Origin of the sequence: Collinsella sp. AM20-15AC (assembly GCF_003471405.1) — a bacterium.
GTDB lineage: Bacteria > Actinomycetota > Coriobacteriia > Coriobacteriales > Coriobacteriaceae > Collinsella.
On the sequence record NZ_QRJA01000053.1, the window covers coordinates 1 to 2470 of the forward strand.

Here is a 2470-nt window from a genome sequence, read left to right on the forward strand (position 1 = left end):
AGCGACGGACCTCGGGACGCTCTTACACCACGTCTGCGCGCGCCACCGTTCCGGACTGCGGATGTGCCATATGCGGCACGATTCGGCGGTCTGGAGCCCGTTTTGCCTTAGATTTGCTAAGGCGGGGAGACCTGCTGGTCAAAAAACATCAAATATGAGTACTGTTACCGATTTGGTAGCAGCAATTTTGGACTAATAAGGCCAGATAGCTAGTCGAAATGGCGATGAATGTACGATTTTGATCCAATTGCTAGTCCTTATAATGGACATATGTTGCGTAACTTAAGCAAATATTATCTTCTGATATGTTGTAAGCAAGGTAGCAGTACTCATTTTTGCCATTTTTTGGCCACGGCCTTTGTGACAGACGTGCTGGCGGGTTCGAATCCCATGCGCTGGGCCTGAAAAGGAAAGGCCTCCATCGCTGGAGGCCTAACAATTCAGTGGTGGGCGATGAGGGATGTCCGCGTGCGGCTGGCGCCGCCCGCTTTCGCTTCGGGCCTGCGGCCCTCGCGTGCTGCGCTGGAAAACGCTTCGCGTTTCCTCAGCTTCGCACCCTGTCGGGTTCGAATCCCATGCGCTGGGCCCAAACAAAAACGGTCCCTTTGCGAGGACCGTTTCCAATTCAATGGTGGGCGATGAGGGATTCGAACCCCCAGCCTTGTGCGTGTAAAGCACCTGCGCTAACCGTTGCGCCAATCGCCCGTGCGGAGAGAGTATAGCAAAACAATCGCCCCATTCACCTCATATCCATTAAAGGTAACCGGCACGTGTCACAGCCCTTGATTCTCATCTTCATTGCAACAGACTCAGGACTCAGCGCAACGCGTTGCGCTGAGTCCTGAGGCGCGAATCCGGGTAGGCAACCCCAGAGGGGCCGGAATCCCCCGGCCCGCGATGGAGGGAGGCCGAAATGTCCAGACCGAAGCCGTCCGGGAGGTCGTACGGGAGGCTCACGAGGCATGAGAGGAACACGGTCGAGAGGATGCTCGACCTCAACCGCAGCGCCCGCGAGATCGCCGCGGAGCTCGGCAGGTCGCCATCGACCGTGACCAGGGAGGTGGCGGCGCACCGCTACGTCACGGCGCCGCGCTCGCGCTACGGCGAGCCCGCTCCCGCGGACCTGTCGGGGGCCTGCCCCAGGCTCTCCTCGTGGCCGAGGTGCTGCAACGGCTGCTCGCACAGGAGGGGCTACGGCTGCTCGAGGAGGCCCAGGGTGTTCTACAGCGCCAGGAGGGCGCAGGAGGCGGCCGACGCCGAGCTCTCGGGCAGCAGGTCCGGGATCGACGAGACCGAGGAGGGCGCCGCCGCCAAGCTCGCGGCCATCAGGGACGGGCTCGCGCGCGGGCTCTCCCCGCAGCAGATAGCGGCGGCGACCCCCGGGCTCAGCGCCTCCACCGTCTACAGGTGGGTGGACGCCGGCTACGACGGCATGACGAACATGGAGCTCAGGCGCAAGGTCGGCTACAGGCCGAGGTCGCGCCGGGCCCCGGGGAGGGCGATGTCCCACTCGGCGCGCAGGTCGCACGCGTCGTTCCTCGCGCTCGGCGAGGACGCCTGCGCCGCGGCCTGGGAGATGGACACCGTCGAGGGCTCCAGGGGCGACTCCGCCAGGCTCCTCACGCTCCTGCACCGCCCGAGCCGCTTCCAGCTGGCCCTGCCGCTGCCGGACGGCACGTGCGCCTCGGTCCTGGCGGCGCTCTCCTCCCTGCGCGGGGTCCTCGGCGAGGACGGCGCGAGGCGCGCCTTCGGCGCCGTGCTCACCGACAACGGGAGCGAGTTCGCCGACGAGGGCGCCATCGCGGCGCTGATCGGCGAGCGGGACGGCGAGACCAGGCTCTTCTACTGCGACCCCCGGCAGAGCCAGCAGAAGGGCGCGTGCGAGAAGAACCACGTGGAGATCAGGAAGCTGCTGCCCAAGGGCGCCGGGGCCAGGTTCGACCGGCTGACGGCGGCGGACTGCGCGCTGCTCATGTCGCAGGTGAACTCCGAGCCGAGGGGGGCGCTCGGGTTCCTGACGCCGGCGCGCGTGCTGCGGATGGCCCTCGGGGAGGACGCCTCCGCCCTCATGGACGCGTTCGGGATAGAGGAGCTGGCGCCCGGCGAGCTCGACCTCACGCCCGGCTGCATCGACAGGGCCAGGGCCGCGAGGGGCGAGGGGCCGCTGGCGGGATAGGCGGCGGGCCGGGACATGGGCCGGAGGGCCCGTTGCGCTGAGTCCGGAACGGCTGCGCGGCGGGCTGGCGGAGCATGCGGCGGCGGCATGGGGGCACCGGCCTCCATAGCCTCTCCACCTGCGGAAACGGTGCGACGGCCAGGTGCCGGGAGCTATTCCCGCGTTGCGCTAGCTGCGGAAACGCGGGGCCCGTTCAGGCTGTTGCGTTGAGATTGAAAATCAACCCACGTGTCACAGCGGAGCTGATCCTTGATTGGCAACTTCATCCGAACACTTCCCACATTCATCCGCACA

Annotated in this window: 1 protein-coding gene and 1 tRNA gene; one reads left to right on the top strand and one right to left on the bottom strand. The window is 66.0% G+C overall.

What is annotated here, in order from left to right:
* Positions 1-629 precede the first annotated feature (629 nt).
* A tRNA-Val gene (locus tag DW233_RS09995) sits at positions 630-705 on the bottom strand.
* Between the two features lie 208 nt (positions 706-913).
* On the opposite strand from DW233_RS09995, the gene DW233_RS10000 reads away from it, so the two are divergent.
* On the top strand, positions 914-2176 hold the full coding sequence (locus DW233_RS10000) for an IS30 family transposase (protein WP_118268021.1): 1263 nt from the start codon (positions 914-916) through the stop codon (positions 2174-2176).
* Positions 2177-2470 lie beyond the last annotated feature (294 nt).